17 protein-coding genes are annotated in these 17,339 nt (G+C 66.2%); 7 read left to right on the top strand and 10 right to left on the bottom strand.

Features of this window, described 5'->3' with window-relative positions; genetic code table 11:
- Nucleotides 1-18: 18 nt before the first annotated feature.
- Entirely contained in the window at nucleotides 19-423 is a 405-nt protein-coding gene (locus NJQ98_RS03085; RefSeq protein ID WP_262175543.1) for a DUF7518 family protein, read from the bottom strand.
- A 594-nt stretch (nucleotides 424-1,017) separates the two neighbouring features.
- Here NJQ98_RS03085 and gatB point away from each other — a divergent pair.
- Nucleotides 1,018-2,532, top strand: coding sequence for an Asp-tRNA(Asn)/Glu-tRNA(Gln) amidotransferase subunit GatB (gene gatB / locus NJQ98_RS03080; protein WP_262175542.1), 1,515 nt, complete (start codon nucleotides 1,018-1,020; stop codon nucleotides 2,530-2,532).
- 6 nt (nucleotides 2,533-2,538) lie between these two features.
- Here the strand turns inward: gatB and NJQ98_RS03075 are convergent, their stop codons facing one another.
- Nucleotides 2,539-3,069, bottom strand: a complete 531-nt coding sequence (locus NJQ98_RS03075) for a hypothetical protein (RefSeq protein WP_262175538.1) — start codon at nucleotides 3,067-3,069, stop codon at nucleotides 2,539-2,541.
- A 165-nt stretch (nucleotides 3,070-3,234) separates the two neighbouring features.
- On the opposite strand from NJQ98_RS03075, the gene NJQ98_RS03070 reads away from it, so the two are divergent.
- The 4 genes from NJQ98_RS03070 (at nucleotide 3,235) to NJQ98_RS03055 (ending at nucleotide 7,454) form a co-directional block, all read left to right on the top strand.
- Entirely contained in the window at nucleotides 3,235-5,718 is a 2,484-nt protein-coding gene (locus NJQ98_RS03070; RefSeq protein WP_262175535.1) for a DNA topoisomerase I, read from the top strand.
- Nucleotides 5,719-5,975: 257 nt separating this feature from the next.
- Nucleotides 5,976-6,176 (top strand): hypothetical protein, encoded by a 201-nt coding sequence (locus NJQ98_RS03065; protein WP_262175532.1) that lies wholly within the window; start codon nucleotides 5,976-5,978, stop codon nucleotides 6,174-6,176.
- Nucleotides 6,177-6,302: 126 nt separating this feature from the next.
- Entirely contained in the window at nucleotides 6,303-6,779 is a 477-nt protein-coding gene (locus NJQ98_RS03060; protein ID WP_262175529.1) for a hypothetical protein, read from the top strand.
- A gap of 138 nt (nucleotides 6,780-6,917) precedes the next feature.
- Nucleotides 6,918-7,454, top strand: coding sequence for a hypothetical protein (locus NJQ98_RS03055; protein WP_262175526.1), 537 nt, complete (start codon nucleotides 6,918-6,920; stop codon nucleotides 7,452-7,454).
- Nucleotides 7,455-7,616: 162 nt separating this feature from the next.
- Here NJQ98_RS03055 and NJQ98_RS03050 read toward each other — a convergent pair whose 3' ends face one another.
- Nucleotides 7,617-8,015 carry a Rieske (2Fe-2S) protein gene (locus tag NJQ98_RS03050; protein WP_262175524.1) on the bottom strand — a complete coding sequence of 133 codons (399 nt, stop codon included), beginning with the start codon at nucleotides 8,013-8,015 and terminating at the stop codon, nucleotides 7,617-7,619.
- A 130-nt stretch (nucleotides 8,016-8,145) separates the two neighbouring features.
- On the opposite strand from NJQ98_RS03050, the gene NJQ98_RS03045 reads away from it, so the two are divergent.
- Nucleotides 8,146-8,865, top strand: coding sequence for a phosphoglycerol geranylgeranyltransferase (locus tag NJQ98_RS03045; RefSeq protein WP_262175522.1), 720 nt, complete (start codon nucleotides 8,146-8,148; stop codon nucleotides 8,863-8,865).
- 254 nt (nucleotides 8,866-9,119) lie between these two features.
- On the top strand, nucleotides 9,120-10,424 hold the full coding sequence (gene aspS, locus NJQ98_RS03040) for an aspartate--tRNA(Asn) ligase (RefSeq protein ID WP_262175518.1): 1,305 nt from the start codon (nucleotides 9,120-9,122) through the stop codon (nucleotides 10,422-10,424).
- 158 nt (nucleotides 10,425-10,582) lie between these two features.
- On the opposite strand, the gene NJQ98_RS03035 is transcribed toward aspS, so the two are convergent.
- From NJQ98_RS03035 to NJQ98_RS03005, 7 genes are all read right to left on the bottom strand, one after another.
- Nucleotides 10,583-11,386, bottom strand: a complete 804-nt coding sequence (locus NJQ98_RS03035) for a bacteriorhodopsin (RefSeq protein WP_262175516.1) — start codon at nucleotides 11,384-11,386, stop codon at nucleotides 10,583-10,585.
- Between the two features lie 190 nt (nucleotides 11,387-11,576).
- Nucleotides 11,577-11,981: a DUF7344 domain-containing protein gene (locus tag NJQ98_RS03030; RefSeq protein WP_262175514.1), complete on the bottom strand. Its 405-nt coding sequence runs from the start codon at nucleotides 11,979-11,981 to the stop codon at nucleotides 11,577-11,579.
- Between the two features lie 84 nt (nucleotides 11,982-12,065).
- Nucleotides 12,066-15,578, bottom strand: coding sequence for a PAS domain S-box protein (locus NJQ98_RS03025; RefSeq protein WP_262175510.1), 3,513 nt, complete (start codon nucleotides 15,576-15,578; stop codon nucleotides 12,066-12,068).
- A gap of 56 nt (nucleotides 15,579-15,634) precedes the next feature.
- Nucleotides 15,635-15,883, bottom strand: coding sequence for a KEOPS complex subunit Pcc1 (locus tag NJQ98_RS03020; RefSeq protein WP_262175508.1), 249 nt, complete (start codon nucleotides 15,881-15,883; stop codon nucleotides 15,635-15,637).
- Between the two features lie 70 nt (nucleotides 15,884-15,953).
- Entirely contained in the window at nucleotides 15,954-16,088 is a 135-nt protein-coding gene (locus tag NJQ98_RS03015) for a DNA-directed RNA polymerase subunit P (protein WP_262175507.1), read from the bottom strand.
- A 26-nt stretch (nucleotides 16,089-16,114) separates the two neighbouring features.
- Nucleotides 16,115-16,393 (bottom strand): 50S ribosomal protein L37ae, encoded by a 279-nt coding sequence (locus tag NJQ98_RS03010; protein WP_262175504.1) that lies wholly within the window; start codon nucleotides 16,391-16,393, stop codon nucleotides 16,115-16,117.
- Nucleotides 16,394-16,522: 129 nt separating this feature from the next.
- Nucleotides 16,523-17,254, bottom strand: a complete 732-nt coding sequence (locus NJQ98_RS03005; RefSeq protein ID WP_262175502.1) for a DUF2103 domain-containing protein — start codon at nucleotides 17,252-17,254, stop codon at nucleotides 16,523-16,525.
- Nucleotides 17,255-17,339: the final 85 nt, after the last annotated feature.

Genomic DNA, 17,339 nt, shown 5'->3' with positions numbered 1-17,339 from the left:
ATGAGGGGGGCCGCCCGTCTAGGCCACGATGATGTCGGAGCCCGACTCCTCGTCGGTCTCCGACTCCGCGTCGGCCTCGGGGTCGGCGGTGTTGTCAGACCCCTCGGGAGCCTCGGTGTTAGATGTACCGGCCTCGGGCGTCGCCGTATCGCTCCCGGCTTCGGGGACCAGAATCTCGCTCTCGGTCGAGGAAGAGTCCGCGGCGTCGGCCGCCGACGGCTCCGACTCCTCGGGCTGTCGTTCGGCCCGCTCCTCGCCCGCCTGCTCGGGCGGCGCCCGGCTGAACCCGTTTTGCTCGTCGACGGTGTTTTCGAGCTCGCGGATGCGGACCTTGCACTCGACGAGCTCGTCGGTCAGTCCCTCGACGGAGGCTTCCAGTTCCTGAACGCGCGTTTCCAGTTCCTCGACGCGGTTACCACACATATGCTATACAGTGACTATCCGTCCACATAAACGTGCGTCAGACAACAGTTCGGATTCCGATAGATAGGGTGTTCGCGCGCGCTGGCGGACGTATCGGGGAGTCGCGGCCGGTGAGCCGATGGCCGGATACTGTCGCCATCTGGAGTGGAAACGCGGGGCTAGTAGTGGTGGTTGATGATGTGGGATCCACTCGCTGCTACGAGGAGACCTCAAACAGCTAGAAAGCCCCGGCGGGCTCCGGTCGGGGGGCTCGTTGCGCCCTTCCTTCGCTACGCTCAGTCCAGTGCTTATTTCGCCCGCCTTCCCGGAGCCAGCCGCCCCTTTCAGTCCCACCCAGCGCTGTTTGACCAACCGGCTACGGGTGGGACTGAAAGGGGCCGACCGTTCGACGAGCGAGACGAAGCAAGCACCGCAACGTAGTGAGGAGCGCAGCGAGTCGCAGCCGTCGAACGGTCGGGGGCTTTCTGGCTGTTGGCAGTCCGTCACGCCGTTCTGCTAGCGGGGCGTTCTGGCTGATACGAAGCCCAGTCCCTCAATCGACCACCACAGCTAGGGGTCGTTACGCTTTAGCCGGGGGACGCCGAATCAGTGGTAATGACTGCACAAGCCGCCGAGTCCCGCGAACTCGCGGCCGTCATCGGGCTGGAGGTCCACGTCCAGCTGGAGACGGAGACGAAGATATTCTGTGGCTGTTCGACCGAGCCCAGCGAGGAGCCAAACACCAACACCTGCCCGGTCTGTCTGGGGCTGCCCGGGGCGCTGCCGGTCGTCAACGAGGGGGCCGTCGAGGCCGCCGTCAAGGTTGGCAAGGCCATCGACGCCGACATCCCCGAGGAGACCGCCTTCCACCGGAAGAACTACTACTACCCCGACCTGCCCAAGAACTTCCAGATAACGCAGTACGACTCCCCCATCTGTCAGGACGGCCGGTTGGAGTTCGCCGTCGAGGGCGACCGGCGGGCGGTCGACATCCGCCGCGCGCACCTGGAGGAAGACCCCGGCTCCATCAAACACGTCCGTGACGGCAGCGGGCCCCTCGAATCACGCACCACGTCCATCGAGCGGGCCGACTACACGCTCGTCGACTACAACCGCGCGGGGACGCCGCTGATGGAGATCGTCACCGAGCCGGACTTCCGCGCCCCGGGCGAGGTCCGGGCGTTCCTCGAAAAGCTGGAGGAGGTACTGGAGTATCTGGGTGTCTTCGACGCGACCCGCGACGGGAGCCTCCGCATCGACGCGAACCTCTCGATGGTCGACGCCGACGAGGTCGGCGAGGACGGCCACATCGACGACGAAGTGCTCGAAGACGCCAACCGCACGGAGGTCAAGAACATCTCCAGCCACAAGGGCGCCGAGACGGCCCTGGCATTCGAGGAGTCACGCCAGCGCAAGCTCGTCCAGTCAGGCCGGGCTGTCGAACAGGAGACGCGCCACTTCAACGAGACCCACGGCAATACGGTCTCGATGCGCTCGAAGGAGGAGGAGAAGGACTACCGCTACTTCCGCGAGGCCGACATCCCGCCGCTGCAGGTGTCGGACTGGAAAGACGAAATCGACATCCCGGAACTGCCCGACGCCCGCCGCGAGCGGTTCGTCGAGGAATACGGGCTCAGCGACGAGGCCGCCTCCAAGCTGACGAGCACGAAGCAGGTCGCTGACTTCTTCGAGAGCGTCGCCGAGGAGTTCGACGCCGACCTCGCCTCGACGTGGGTCGCCGACAACCTGCTTGGCGAACTCAACTACCGCGACATGTCTGTCACGGACATCGACGACCGCTTCGAGGAGGTGACCCGGCTCGTCGAACTCGTCGCCGAGGACGAGATTACCGCCAAGAACGCCCGCGAGACGGTGCTGCGTGAGATGCTCGACGAGTGCGACGACCCCGACACCGTCGTCGAGCGGGAGGGGCTCGGCAAGACCTCCGGCGACGAGGTCCAGGGCGCCGTCGAGGAAGCCATCGAGGAGAACCCCGACACCGTCGAGGACTACCACGACGGCGAGGACAACGCGCTGAACTTCCTCGTCGGCCAGGTGATGCAAAAGACCGGCGGGAGCGCCGACCCCGGCGAGGTCAACGGGCTGTTGCGCGAGGCACTGGACGAGTAACGGCGACTACGTCTCGCTGGCGTCGCTCCTACCGTCCTGCTGTGTCTGGGTCACGACCGCCGGGTCCATCCGGAACAGCGCCAGGAAGATGGCGACGGCGGCGGTCTCGACCAGCTTGATAGCGGCCTCGACCGGCTCGGTGTTGAAGTGGTCGAGGATGAGCAACACGGTGTTTCGCTCCCCGTGGCTGTGGCCGCCACCCGATGCAGGGGCTGAGAACCCGTCGACGAGGAAGGCGCCGTGGCCGGTGGCATGCCACGTGACCCAGGCCGCGATGGAGCCGACGAGCAGGAGCGCGGCCCCGGCGTACGCGGTCCGCAGGCTCACGACGTCAAAGGAGACGAGATACGGGCCCGCGAGCAGAACCGCGCCGAGTGCGACGAAGAGGAACGGACGCGGGTCCGGCGGGACGCCGGTGCCGAAGGCGTTGAGATAGACGAGGCTCCGCGGGAACCCCCACCAGAGGTGATACGCCGCCGTGACGAAGACGAGCGCGGCGGCGACCCCACGGAGGATGCGGGCAGTCCGTCTGTCCATAGTGGGGGTTCGTCCGGGCGCCCAAGAGCCCATCGGATGGCGCCGACGTGCGCGGCGAGAGCGCCCGCGTGCGGCTGCACGCCCGCGCTGTCGTTCGATTCCCCGAAAGTCTTTAGGACGCCTCCGAGCGTAGCGACCCCTAATGAGTACGAGAGGTGGTGGCCGATGGAGCTGATAATCACGGAGAAGGACAACGCCGCCCGCCGCATCGCCGAAATCCTCTCGGAGGGGAGCGCCGAGGCCGAGCGGCGAAACGGGGTCAACGTCTACCGGTGGGGGACCAAGCGCGTCGTCGGCCTGTCGGGACACGTCGTCGGCGTCGACTTCCCGCCCGAGTACAACGACTGGCGCGACGTCGAGCCGGTCGAGCTCATCGACGCCGAGGTCACGAAGGAGGCGACCCAGGAGAACATCGTCACGACGCTCAAACAGCTCGCCCGCAAGGCCGAGAGCGCCGTCATCGCCACGGACTACGACCGCGAGGGGGAGCTCATCGGCAAGGAGGCCTACGAGCTCATCCGCGAGGTGACCGACGTGCCTGTCTCCCGCGTGCGCTTTTCCTCTATCACCGAACGCGAGGTCCGGGAGGCCTTCGCCGAGCCCGACGAGATAGACTTCGACCTCGCGGCCGCGGGCGAGGCCCGCCAGATTATCGACCTCGTCTGGGGCGCGGCGCTGACCCGCTTTCTCTCGCTTTCGGCCCGCCAGCTCGGCGACGACTTCATCTCCGTTGGCCGTGTCCAGTCGCCGACGCTGAAGCTCATCGTCGACCGCGAGCGCGAGATTCAGGCTTTCGACCCGGAGGACTACTGGGAGATATTCGCCGACCTCACGAAGGACGACTCGAAATTCGAGGCCCAGTACTTCTACGACGACGACGGGAAAGAGGCCGAGCGCGTCTGGGACGAGGACAGCGCCGACGCGGCCTACGCCGACCTCAGCGGCGTCGACGCGGCGACGGTCACGGGCGTCCGGCGGCGCAGCCGCACCGACAGCCCCCCGACGCCGTTCAACACGACGGCCTTTATCTCGGCGGCCAGCTCGCTGGGCTACTCCGCCCAGCGGGCGATGTCCATCGCCGAGGAGCTGTACACCGCGGGCTACATGACCTACCCGCGCACGGACAACACCGTCTACCCCGAGGACCTAGAGGAGGACGAACTGCTCGACGCCTTCGTCAGCTCCTCGGACTTCGGCGAGGACGCCGAGGCGCTGCTCGAACAGGACGACATCGTCGCCACAGAGGGCGACGAGGAGACCACCGACCACCCGCCCATCCACCCGACCGGGGAGCTCCCCTCGAAGTCCGAACTCTCCGAGGACGAGTGGGAGGTGTACGAACTCGTCGTCCGGCGCTTCTTCGCGACGGTCGCCGAGCCCGCCACCTGGGAGCGTCTGCGCGTGGTCGCCGAGGCCGCCGGCCGGTCGCTGAAGGCAAACGGCAAGCGCCTCGTCGAACCGGGCTATCACGCCGTCTATCCGTACTCCAGCGCCAGCGAGAACCACGTCCCCGACGTCGAGGAGGGCGAGGAGCTGGCGATGAGCGACGTGCGTCTGGAGGACAAACAGACCCAGCCGCCCCGACGCTACGGCCAGTCGCGGCTCATCGAGACCATGGAGAAGAAGGGGCTGGGAACGAAGAGCACGCGGCACAACTCCATCGAGAAGCTGTACGACCGCGGCTACATCGAGGGGGACCCGCCCCGGCCGACGACGCTGGCGATGGCCGTCGTCGAGGCCGCCGAGGAGTTCGCCGACCGCGTCGTCAGCGACGACATGACCGCCCAGTTAGAGCAGGACATGACCCGCATCGCCAACGGCGAGGCCACCCTGGACGAGGTGACCGACGAGTCCCGCGAGATGCTCCAGCGGGTGTTCGACGAGCTGGCCGACTCCCGCGAGGAGATCGGCGAACACCTCCAGGAGTCCCTGAAAGCCGACAAGACGCTGGGCCCGTGCCCCCAGTGTGGCGAGGCGATGCTCGTCCGGCGGTCCCGACAGGGGTCGTACTTCGTCGGCTGTGACGGCTTCCCCGAGTGTCGCAACACGCTCCCGCTCCCCTCGACCGGCGAGCCGCTCGTCCTGGAGGACGAGTGCGAGGAACACGAGATGCACCACGTGAAGATGCTCGCCGGCCGGGACACCTTCGTCCACGGCTGTCCCCGCTGTGAGGCCGAGAAGGCCGACGAGAGCGAGGACGAAGTCATCGGCCCGTGCCCCGACTGCCACGACAGCGAGGGCGGCGAACTCGCTATCAAACACCTCCGTTCGGGCTCCCGGCTGGTCGGCTGTACGCGCTACCCCGACTGCGAGTACTCGCTGCCCCTGCCCCGCAACGGCGACATCGAGGTGACCGACGAGTTCTGCGACGAGCACGACCTCCCCGAACTCGTCGTCGACCCCGACAGCGACGACCCGTGGGAGCTTGGCTGTCCCATCTGTAACTTCGAGGAGTACCGCGCCAGAAACGCCGTCGAGGAGCTGGAGGACCTGAGCGGCATCGGCGGGGCGACCGCCGAGAAGCTGGAAGCCGCCGGCGTGGACTCCCTGGACGCGCTCCGGGAGGCGGACGCCGACGTCGTCGCCACCGAGGTCCAGGGCGTCAGCGCGAGCCAGGTCCGTGACTGGCAGACCGAACTGGAAGCCTGATGGTGTGAGAGAGGCAGTCGCCGCCACGACGGCGGTTGCACACGGCTAGCAGCCTGGGTCCCGTTCCAGCGTGTCCCGCTGGCGGCCGCGAGTGTTCGCTCGATACCGGCTCACAGACAGGAACTCCCGTACGAGACCGGGCTCCCCATCAGTTGGTGTGGGTTCGGTTTCTTAATCCACGTAAGTGGCTGATACAGCCGGTCAGTAGACGCACAGATTGGCCAATATTTATGTGAGCGTCTGCAGATACCTTTCCAATGGCTGACATAGATTTCGACAATCCGTGGATTCTCGGAGCGATTCTGATTACCACTTACACTCTTTTTACCGTCGGGGCAGAAGTGTTCCTACTAACTGGTAACATCAGAGCGGGGCTGTTGCGAGGAATCTTTCTAGGGACCGCCTTCGCTCTCTTGTATTTATTTCTCCGGTCACGATACGGTAAAAGCACCTCGTGAGTTCCCTTTAGCGAAAATTACTGCGTTCGGATGTTCTGAACGTTACCCAAACGATACGTGTTCTCAGCCACTCCCGGAGGCGTTATCAACGGAACACTAATCAGATGGTCCTATCCTGTTTACGGTATGGATAGACGCCGGTTTCTCACGAGCGCCTTTGCGAGCGGCGCGATAGCGGTAGCGGGGTGTTCAAGCGACTCAGAGAACAGTGATGAATCGAGTCCGACTGAAACACCGAACCAAACTCCTGAAAAGAGCGCAACGGTGACTGACCACTCGTTCGAAGTTATCGGTAGTGCTGCTGCAGAACACTACATCTCAAAGGCCGAGAACGGTGAGTACATCGTCGAAGGAACTGTTGCAGTCAAAGACGGTTGTACGACAATTGAACTTGGCTCGGTTACCGTGGTTGAGGGGTCGGACCCGCCCACGGTCAACGCGATGATTGGCACGAAAGAGACAACCGAGGAGGAGTGTACGAAAGCGGAACAAGACGTCGGCTACCGCCTCATATTCACGACTGAAGGGGATGCCGTTGAAGAAATCCAGGTTGTTCAAGAGGGAGTCAATTCAAGGACAACGACACTCACGGTCGAAGGGTAAAGGCGAGATTGCCCCATTTTTGTCGTGGTCGTCAATTCCGTCGTAGATACGATACCAATCGGTACAGAAGATGGCTGGCTCGTCCCCATCACTGCACTTTCGGAGCGCTTTTAATCTCGACGGTGCTCGGAGGCTTTTATGTCGGGTAGAAGCCAGCTCAATCGGCGACGATTCATCGCACTCGGCGGGAGTGCCGTGGTGACCGGTCTAGCGGGATGCTCTGGCGGCGAGGGGAACTCGACCTCAGCTGATGCAGACTCACCGACTCCGCCAGGGGAGGAGAGTGCGGACACTGACGGGGAGACAACGCCCACAGATGCGGACTCTGGGTCCGAAAAGCCGACTGCGACCACCGAGCCAGCGTCAGGGTATCTAATCGACTCGCTTTCGGATTATCGTACGGTTACTGAGAACCCTAACGAGTGGGTAGGCAAGCAGATTGCGGCGAACGATGTGAAATATTACGAGCCCTATCAGGAAGAGTACGAGGGCTTTCGTGTATTCTACGACGACGCATCGGGCTCGCGTCCGTTTATGTTGAAGAACGCTCAGCCGAGAGGTGACGTAGACGAATTCCACGACGGTGAACGAATCAGTTTCGAGGGAACGGTCGAGAAGATCGGCGAGATTCAAGGTGTGAAGATAATCCTCGTCGAGAACGTAACACTCCGGTGAATACTGTATAAAGCGCGCGACTGCGGCGCGAGACAGAAGTTTTGCATGACGGTTCTAGTCGTTCTCCGACAGCTGGTAGACCTCGTCGTTCACTGTATCGCTACACTGACCAAGTGACTGTCAGAGCTTCCGTGAATAGACCCATCGTATTCACACCGACCGCTACAGCTGCAGATGCGACGTGGAACTCGGGCCGTCGTCGTCGATACCGCCCTCGTGGGAGAACTCGTAGTCGTCGTCGATGAGGAAGACGGTACCGTGACGCTCGGCGATATCGATGTCGGGCAGCGTCGTCCCGGCCGCCTCGCCGTTGTCGCAGTCGCCCCCGCAGGCGTCGAACAGCGAGCCGTGGCGGGGACAGATTATCTCGCCGTCGCGCATCGGCACCCCGCGGCCGGTGTCGAACCGCTGGTTCTCGTGGGTACAGCGGTTGACCCACGCCTCGACGCCGTCCCCGCAGGGCACCACGATTATCTCCTCCGGGTCGCCGTAGGGGTCCGCGGCGGTGAACAGGTACGACCCCTCCTCGTGGACCTGCTCGACAGTGGTCAGCTGGTGCATGTGTCGGGACAGTACCGGGAGCGGCTAAGCCGTGACGGTCAGCCGGCCGCCTGCACGGGTCGGCGGACCACCGGGGCGTCGGGTTCGCCCATCCGAAGCCGTTATGCCGACAGGCAAACGTCCCATCCGTATGAGCGACTGGGCGGACTGGGACCACATCACCAAAATCGACCCGGACAAGACACTGTACGCCGACGAGACCTACGAGGACGTGGCCGCCACGGGCACCGACGCCATCGAGGTCGGCGGCACGACCGGGATGACCGAGGAGAAGATGAAGCGGGTCGTCGACGCGTGTGGCAAACACGACATCCCCGTCTACATCGAACCGTCGAACCCGGCGTCGGTCGTCCACAGCGACCGCCACGACGGCTACCTGATTCCGGTGGTGATGAACGCCGGCGACGTGACCTGGGTCACCGGCGCCCACAAGGAGTGGATTCGTATCGACGACGAGATAGACTGGTCCCGGACCTTCACCGAGGCCTACATCGTGATGAACCCCGACGCCTCCGTGGCCACGTACACGCAGGCCAACTGCGACCTGGAGGCCGACGAGGTCGCCGCCTACGCCGAGGCCGCCGAACACCTGCTCGGCCAGGAGATCGTCTACGTCGAGTACTCGGGCATGCTGGGCGACACCGAGAAGGTCGCCGCCGCGGCCGACATCCTCGACGACGCGACGCTGTTCTACGGCGGCGGCATCCACGACTACGAGTCGGCCCATACGATGGCCCAACACGCCGACACCATCGTCGTCGGCGACCTGGTCCACGACGAGGGGAGCGAGGCGGTCCGCGAGACCGTCGAGGGCGCACAGGACGCCAAAGCGGCCACGCCGACCGAGTAAGCGACCGCGTTTTAGACGCGTCCGCCGGCACAGCGAAGCCGATATTCTCGTTGTCCCTGCGAAGCGGCGGTTGCCGACGCCGTGGCGCTCGTTTTCGAGGTCACCCCTGCCGTGGCACTCGCTTTCGAGGCCACAGAACGACTCCCTGCTCGCGTGTCGCTTCGCTCCCGCTCGCAATTACGAGACGCCTCACTGCGTTCGGCGTCTCGCACAGAAAGACTGTCCTTAAGTCCGGGGACTCAGAATCCACCCCCATGGACGACCGAACCTACACCGCAGACGCCGAGCCGGGCGACACCGTCACCGCCGCCGGCTGGGTCCACGAGATCCGCGACCTCGGTGGTATCGCCTTCCTCATCCTCCGGGACACGACCGGCAAGATTCAGGTCAAGTTCGAGAAAGACGAGATGGACGACGAGCTGGTCGAGACGGGGCTGAACGTCCAGCGTGAATCGGTCATCTCGGTCACGGGCGATGTCGAGGAGGAGCCGCGCGCCCCGACCGGCGTCGAGGTCACGCCCGAGAGCGTCGACGTGATCTCCGAGGCCGACCCCGAACTGCCCCTCGACCCATCCGGCAAGGTCGACGCCGAGCTGCCGACGCGGCTCGACAACCGCACCCTCGACCTCCGGAAGGAGGAGGTCAAGGCCATCTTCGAGATCCGCGCCGAAGTGCTTCGCTCGGTCCGGGAGGCGTTCCGGGAGCTGGGCGGTACGGAGATCAACACGCCGAAAATCGTCGCCACGGGGACGGAAGGCGGCACCGAGCTGTTCCCCATCACCTACTTCGGTCAGGAAGCGTTCATGAACCAGAGCCCGCAGCTGTTCAAGCAGCTGATGGTCGGCTCCGGCCTGGAGCGGGTCTTCGAAATCGGGCCGATCTTCCGCGCCGAGGAACACAACACGCCCCGGCACCTCAACGAGGCCACCAGCATCGACTTCGAGTCGGCCTTCTACGACCACACGGAGGCGATGGACGCCTGCGAACACGTCGTGAAGGCGGCCTATGAGGGCGTCGCACAGAACTGTCAGGACGAACTCGAAGCGCTCGGGCTCGACGAGGAGTTCTCGGCGCCCGAGGGCGACTTCCCGCGTCTGAGCTACCAGGAGGCCCTCGATGAGATCAACGCCACCGGCGAGCTGGACGAGCCGCTGGTCTGGGGCGACGACCTCTCGACGGAGGCCGAACACGTCCTCGGCCAGGAGGTCGGCGAACACTACTTCATCACCGACTGGCCGAGCGAGATCAAGCCGTTCTACATCAAGGACCACGACGACGACGAAGAGATATCGACGGGCTTCGACATGATGCACCCGTCGATGGAACTGGTCTCCGGCGGCCAGCGCGAACACCGCTTCGACCGCCTCGTCGAAGGGTTCGAACAGCAGGGACTGGACCCCGAAGCGTTCGACTACTACACCAAGATGTTCAGGTACGGCATGCCGCCCCACGCGGGCTGGGGGCTCGGCGGCGAACGGCTTGTCATGACGATGCTCGGGCTGGAGAACATCCGCGAGGCTGTCCTCTTCCCGCGAGATCGTCAGCGTCTGAGCCCGTAGGGCGAAGACCTGAGAGCCAGCGACGGGAGCGAAGCGAGCGTCGCAGGACCGCCAGCGACTCTCCCCGTAGCGTCGCTCTGTCTCGCAGCGGTTCGAGACCGTCGGAGGGCTGTTCTGTATCCGCCACCGGACGAGTCGTCGCCCGGAGAGCGGCCCAGTCAGTCGTCGACCGGAGCGGTGCGCGCCTCGGAGACGACCTCCTCGTTGGCCGCGACCCAGCGCAGGAGCAGGTACGCGAAGACGTACTTCGCGCCGATGTCCAGCGCCGAGTAGCCCCACGAGGTGATACCCACGCTCTGGACGAGTGCGAGTCCCTCGACGCCCAGCGCCCAGATGATCGGGTAGCCGAGCCACAGCACGACGGTCAGGGCTCGGAGGGTGCCGAATATCTCGTCGGTCCCGGCCGCGGCAGCGGCCTCGGGCCACTCGATGAGGACGGCGTACAGCACCACGACGAAAAAGGCACAGCTGATGAGATAGAAGACCCACCGGAGAGCGTACGACGAGGTGACGAGCGCGGCCGCGAGCCCGGTGATACACATCCCGATATCGGCCGCGATGACGGTAAAGAGATCGGGGGTGTCGACCTTCGCCAGCAGTCCGAGCGCCAGCAGTATCATCGGCGTCGACAGCGCCCAGGTCAGGTAGCGGCCCCACTGGCTCATCACTTCCTCGCCGGCCAGCGCGTGGCCAGCCGGCATCTCGATGAACCCGACCGTCAACCCCGAGACGAGCCCGGTGTAACTGGAGATGGAGACCAGCGGAATCAGCAGCGTCGCGGCGAAAATGAACTTCGCCCGGGAGTCGGTCACGTTTCGACCCATGTACACGAACAGGAGCGCCGAGAAGCCGGCGAGCGCGATGTTGACCCAGAGAGACGACGACAGCAACACGTCACTCTGTATCGCGTCTACGGCCTCGGCCTGGGTGGCCTGAAGCAGTGCCGCGGTTAGTGCTGACATGCGCCTGAATATGACGGCGAGTACGTAAATCCGCCTACCCCAACTCTATAGGTGCGGCCGTCGGACATCCGATTCGATAACGGCCGTACCAGTCCGGAATCGGCACCACTCCCACTGAAGTGCTCGATACCGCAGTACCCATCGGTTCGGGTCCGTAGGTGGTGGAGGGTCGGCGGGAACCCGGCGGTGGTCAGAACTCTCCGTCCCGGCTGACGGTCTCGGCGTGTTCGGCCCACTTCTCGACGGTGGCCTGGCCCCAGTAGTGAACGGCGCGGCTCCGCTCGTCGAAGTCGAGCAGGCCGAGCCGGTCCAGTTCGGGCAGGTGGGTCTCGACCAGGGCCCGCTCGACGGAGTCGACGGTGGTCTCCGAGTCGGTGACCCCGCTGGCTTGCCCCTGTCGGGCGACGGCTGTCGAGAGCGTCTCGACGTCGACACCGGTGTCCTCGCAGGTCACCAGATAGCGACAGACCGCTCGCCGCCGCCAGTCCGACAGCGCCTCGAACACGTCGTCTATCATCGGGGTGTCGAGGCCGCGGTTCTGGGGAGTCATCCCGCGCCACTGGTCGCCGCGCGGGCTGTTTTGCTGGTCGCTCATGCTCGCATGTCGTGTCAACGCCCGTCGGGGGTATCAACAGCACACCTAGATAACTAGGTTTTCCTTCGAACAGACGGTGTCCCCTCAGTTCTCAAGTATCCTGTCCAGCAGGTTGCGCTCGGCCCGCCGGAGATGCTGGTGCAGCGTCGACGAGGCGATATCGAGCGTTTCGGCCAGCTCTTCGGCGGTCGTGTCCCGGGGCCACTCGTAGTACCCCGCGAGGTACGCCGAGCGGAGCACGTCCCGTTGTCGGTCGGTCAGTTCCGCTCGCAGGGACACGCTGTCGTCCGCAACTGTCGGCTTGCGCTCGCGGGCCTGCTTGACCACCAGCTCGAAGCCGGGTGCGTGCTCCGACAGCGTATCGAGTATGGCCCGGGGTTCGGCGTCGAGGGGCGCTTCGACGGTGACGCTGAGTTCCTCGCCGTCGGCCACGAGGGCGAGAGGCCTGACGCCGACGTCGAGCAGGACGGAGTGATACGAGCGCGTCGCGCTGAGTTCGACGACGCCGCTGTCCCCGTCAGCGCGGATGACGCGCCCGTCCAGAATCAGTTCGTGGTCACGGAGGTCGGCCAGCACGTCCGCCGGGGACGCCCCCTCGACGGAGAGGTAGACCAGGACCTCATCACCGAGGTCGACGCTGCCGGACCCCCGGAGGACGCAGTCGTGGGCGGCGGCCACGCCCAGCGGGTAGGCGTCGGGCGACGTCGACCGGAACTCCATCTCGACGACGCGGTCGTGGACCAGCAGCTGCCGGTTCTGGACGGCCGTGTACGCGAACCCGACCATCTCGCCGAGCACGGTGAAGGCCTCGACGGCCCGCTCGCTGAACGCCTCGGGGCGGTTCGCGTACACCGCGAGGACCCCGTGGATGGCCTCGTCGTGGCACAGCGGAACCATGAGCGCCGAGCGGAACTCCCGGGCCAGCGCCGCGTCGCGCCAGGGCGCGACCCGCTCGTCGGTTTCGATGTCGTGGACGACCTGGGTCTCGCCGGTCCGAATCGCTTCCGCCCCGGGGGTCTCGTCGCCGGCCGTGGAGCGCTGGGAGACGATATCGAGGTAGCCGTCGTCGTCCCCGGCGACGGTCTCGGCCCCGAGTCGCGCGCTCGCCCCCTCGCGCTCGCCAATCCACGCGAACTGGTAGAGGTCGGACTCGACGAGGCGGTCACACACCGTCTCCTCGATGTCGGACCGGGTCGCCGCCGACCCCAGCGCGCCGATGACGTCGTGGATGAGGCCGTGGACCTGCGCGAGCGTCGCCAGTTCGTCGCGCTGTGTCTCGAGTTCGCGCTGGCGCTCCTTTCGCTCGGTGATGTCCCGGTGGATACCGACGGCACGCAGGGGCCGCCCGTCGTCGCGGTCGACGGCGCGGCCGATATCGCGAATCCAGCGGTAGTCGCCGTCCCTGGTCCGCATCCGGTACTCGCAGTGGTAGATGTCGGTCTCGCCGGCCAGGTGGGCGTCGATAGTACTCCAGGCCCGCTCGAAGTCCTCGGGGTGGACGAGCTCCTCCCACGTCTCGAGGCGGTGGTCGAGTTCCGAGGCATCGTAGCCGAGCATCCCGGCCCAGCGCTCGTCGAACGTGACGTCGCCGGTCTCGACGTTCCAGTCCCAGACGCCGAGCTCGGCCCCCTGGAGGGCGAGTTCGAGCCGCTCGGTCGTCTGTTCGAGCTCCCGCTGGCGCTCGATGCGGTCGGTGATGTCCCGGTAGAGCCAGATGTTCGCCGGCCCCGTCGGGAGGTCGACCGGGAGGTAACTGCGCTGGACGACGCGCCCGTCGGCCAGTTCGAGGTGTTCGTTGAGCCGGCGACGGCGGCGGTCGGCGAGCCGGTCGAACGCCGTCAGGAACGCCGTCCGGTCGGCGAACTGGTCGGCGACGGCCTCGGCGGTGTCGGGGCTGTGCGTCCCGACGAGGTCGTCGGGGGACGCCGGGATGTCGAACAGGTCGACGAACCGCTGGTTCGCGGTGAGGACACTCCGGTCGCTGTCCTCGACGAGGACGCCGACCGGGAGCGCGTCGAACAGCGTCGACAGCAGCGTGTTCGACTGTTCGAGCTCCCGTTCCCGCCGGATGCGCTCGGTGACGTTCTGGACGAGGGCCATCCCGGAGACGACCGCGCCGTCGCCGTCCCGTATTGGGATGGTCTGGACCTCGTAGTGTCGCTCGGCGCCGTCCGACGGGCTGAGGGTCACGTGAAACGAGCGCTTCTCGCCCGACAGGGCCGCCTGCTGGGCCCGTTCCAGCCGGTCCGCGTTCTCCGGCGGGAACGCCTCCGAGGGGGACTCCCCGAGCACCGCGTCGGGGTCGCTACCGAGCCGTTCGAATTCGTCCCCGCCGGCCATCGTGTACCGCAGCTCGTCGTCGAACAGGAAGACCGCGCCGTTGGGGAAGTGGTCGACCAGCCCGTCGAACAGCTCCTTGCGCCGCTCCAGTTCCCGCTCGCGCTCTATCCGGTCGGTGATGTCGCGGGAGACGCCCATCAGGCCGCTGTAGTCGCCGTTTCGGTCGTACAGGAGCGTGTAGTGGATGGACATCTCCAGCTCGGTGCCGTCCTTGCGCTGGAAGGTCAGGTCGACCGTCGTGCTGTCGGCCCCGGAGGAAAGCAGCTCCGCGATGGTCCGCTGGCCCTTCTCCAGTTCGCCGGCCGCGAGCGTCCGCTGGGCGTGTTCGCCCCGCAGTTCCGACGGCTCGTAGCCGAGCGTCCGCGCGAACGACTCGTTGCAGAAGTCGATGACGCCCCGCTCGTCGAGGGTGTACAGCCCGTCCTGTGCCTGCTCGGTCAGCAGCTCCAGCATCGAGAGCCGGGCGTCCCGGCCTGCGGTCTCGGTGACGTCCCTGACCAGGACGAGCGTCGTCGCCCCCGACATCTCGGGCAGCGGATACCGCTGCAGGAGGAGGTGGCGCTCGTTGGCCGCGGTCCCGGTCCGGACGGTCGCCGGCTCCGGCGGGTCGCTGGCGAACTGCTCGACGGCGGTGACACCGCTCCGGTCCGCACAGAGCGCGGCGAGTCGCTCGTAGATGTCGTCGCTCGCCGGCGGGTCGCTGGTGCCGACCAGCGCGACCAGCGACGTACTGGACCAGACGATATCGCCGTCGTCGACGAGAAACACCGCCTGGCCGGTCTCGGCCTGCCGCCTGACGCCGGCCAGGGCCTGCTGGAGCGCGTATTCGCTCCGTGTGGTCGGGGTGTCGACCGCGCTGATGACCTTCTCCGCGAGGAAGGCGCCGCGGTTCGTCGACCCCTTCTCGACGACCGTCCGCATCGCGCCGGCGAGCGCGTCGCTCAGCGCCGTCGGGTCCCGGTCCGTGTAGACGATGACCGGCGCGTCGACGGCGCCCAACAGCGACTCGACGTCGGCGAGTCCGGCGGGGTCTACGACCAGGCAGGCCGGCGGCGTCGCCGCCGCGACCTCGCGGGCGGCCTCGACGGTACCGACACTCGCTACCGAGAGGCCCTCGCGCTGGTCCGCCATCGCGGCCCGCGTCCGCTCGCGGACCGCCGCGTCGGCGTCGACGTACAGTACTTCGATGGCGCCGCTCGGCACGGGCATGTCCGCGCCGCCGACGACCAGTTCGCGGCTCGTGGCATCGTTCGTCATCCGTCGTCCGGTGATGGCAGTACCGACAGCGCCGACGAACTATAGCGTATCGGTGACTATCGGCGCTGAGAGGCCGCCTCGGCGACCGACGCCAGCGTCAACCACGTGTTACACCCCGCCCGCAGCGCGACGAGGTCCTCGGCCGCGACGGTCACGCGCAGCGTCGCGCCCTCGCGGGCCAGCTCCGCAGTCGTGCGGTCCCCCTCGATGTCGCCGACCTCCGGGCGGAGGCTCCGCTCGACGCGACGGGCCAGGGACTCGTCGGGGTAGTCGAGCTCGAAAACGGTTCGATGGGGCGGCGTCATGCGGGTCGTTGCAGTGCTGTCCCGGTACGTGCCGTCGGCGCCGTCCGGAACCGAGCTACAACGGGGCGCCTCACTGGACGTCGATTTCTTTGACGTCGGGCGAACGCTCCTTCAGCAGCACGCGGTGGCCGCAGTACGGACAGCGGACGCCACCGTACTCGTCGAGTGTTACGTCGCGCTTACAGCGTGAACACTTGTAGCTCATAGCTGGGAGATGGGGTTCGGGACGCTTTACTCCTCGTCTTCGGCGAGGGCGGCGCGGATGGAGCGACGGACCGTCTTGCCACCGGGCGTCTCGGGCTTGTAGCTCCCGCCGGTGTACTTGTAGTCGCAGTAGCCACACTGCCAGATGCCGGTCCCCTTGCGGTCGACCTTGTCCTCGCCGCAGTTCGGACAGGTGTGGTCCTCGTTCATCTCGGCCTCTATCTCTGCGACGCGGCGCCGGGAGACGCGACCGTAGCGAGCCCCGAATCGGCCGGAGCTACCGGTCTTTCCGCTCTTGCTAGCCATAGTACCAATTGGTCGGCCCAGCGACCACATAAGCCCTTCGAGACGTGGGCTTCGCCGTGGGGCTCCCTCACAATCTCGGGCGGCGCCCGACAGGTCGACCACGGCCGCGTCGTCCCCTCGTGGGCTGACTCACTCGTCCTGTAACTCGGCCTCGACCAGCGCCTCGTTGAGGTCCGCCCGGACGTGCTCGCCGAGTTCGCGGTCGCCCGCCGTGGTGACGACGCGGTTCTCCTGTACGCTCGACCCGTCCCGGATGAGCACGCGGACGTTGCCGTTGGCGTCGGCCCGCGTCGCCTTCGCCCGCACGCCCGTCGGCGAGGACGCCCCGCCGGCGTCGATGGGGCCCGGAATCACCTTCTTGACGTGGGGATGGCCGGCGACGGTGTAGATGACCCGCTGGCCCGCCCGCCCCCCGATGAGCGTCGAGTGACTCCCGCCCAGCTTCGACTCCGGGGCCGCATCGACGACTTCGAGGGCGGGCTCGCCCTGGCGGTCGATGACCCGCTGGACGGGGTCGTCGCCTTTCACCCGGAAGAACTCGTGGTGCAGTTGCCCCCGGACGGCGCTGATGACCTCGCGCTCGCCGGTGACGTACACCTCCTCGGGGCGCTTGCGTCGCACTTCGTCGGCGACGAGACCGGCGAAGTTCCGGAGCTCGACCACGACCAGCTCCTCGCTGCCCTCGCCCTCCGGCGTGGTCGTCACCGTCCGCTCGCCGACCACCTCGCCGTCGAGGAGCGTGGTAATCGTCGCGCGCTCGCGTTCGAGTTCCAGCACCACGGCATCCGCGTTGGCAGTGCGACAGACCAGGCAGTAGTCGCCCGGCCGGTCGAGTTCGCTCGCACACTGCCGACAGTCCATACTGAGTGGTTGGTGCTCTGTGGCGGATAAGCGAGGCGGTTCTCAGTCGTTGGCGTACCGGGGTTGTGAACAGAAGCAAGCGCAG

Source organism: Haloarcula laminariae (assembly GCF_025457605.1).
In the GTDB taxonomy this organism is placed as follows: Archaea; Halobacteriota; Halobacteria; order Halobacteriales; family Haloarculaceae; genus Haloarcula; species Haloarcula laminariae.
Note: the sequence above shows the minus strand (reverse complement) of the source record. Positions and strands in the feature narration are given on the sequence as shown.